This window comes from Xenorhabdus santafensis (genome assembly GCF_033949405.1).
Taxonomy (GTDB): Bacteria; Pseudomonadota; Gammaproteobacteria; order Enterobacterales; family Enterobacteriaceae; genus Xenorhabdus; species Xenorhabdus santafensis.
Genome location: NZ_VCDN01000390.1, coordinates 1 through 205, shown reverse-complemented (window position 1 = coordinate 205; position 205 = coordinate 1). Strand labels below are relative to the sequence as shown.

The following is a 205-nucleotide window of genomic DNA, read 5'->3' as shown; positions in this document are numbered from 1 at the left end:
CTTTCCTGCTTTTCTCCAAGCGCAAATTGGACAAAAACGATTTTTGCAATCATTCCCCTTTACTCGTTTCTTTTTCTTTTTATCTTTCGTAGCCACAAACTCATTAAAAGTACTACATGATTTAAACAATTCTCTCCCGCTCTCACTCATTTTCTTCTCTATAAATTCATAAATTCTTATATTCTGTTTCTTTTTAGGTTGTAAT

At 31.7% G+C, this 205-nt stretch carries 1 protein-coding gene; it reads right to left on the bottom strand.

Annotation, left to right across the window (positions count from 1 at the left end):
- Positions 1-205: hypothetical protein (locus FE392_RS22860; RefSeq protein ID WP_500692713.1), on the bottom strand; the 205-nt coding region annotated here is incomplete at both ends.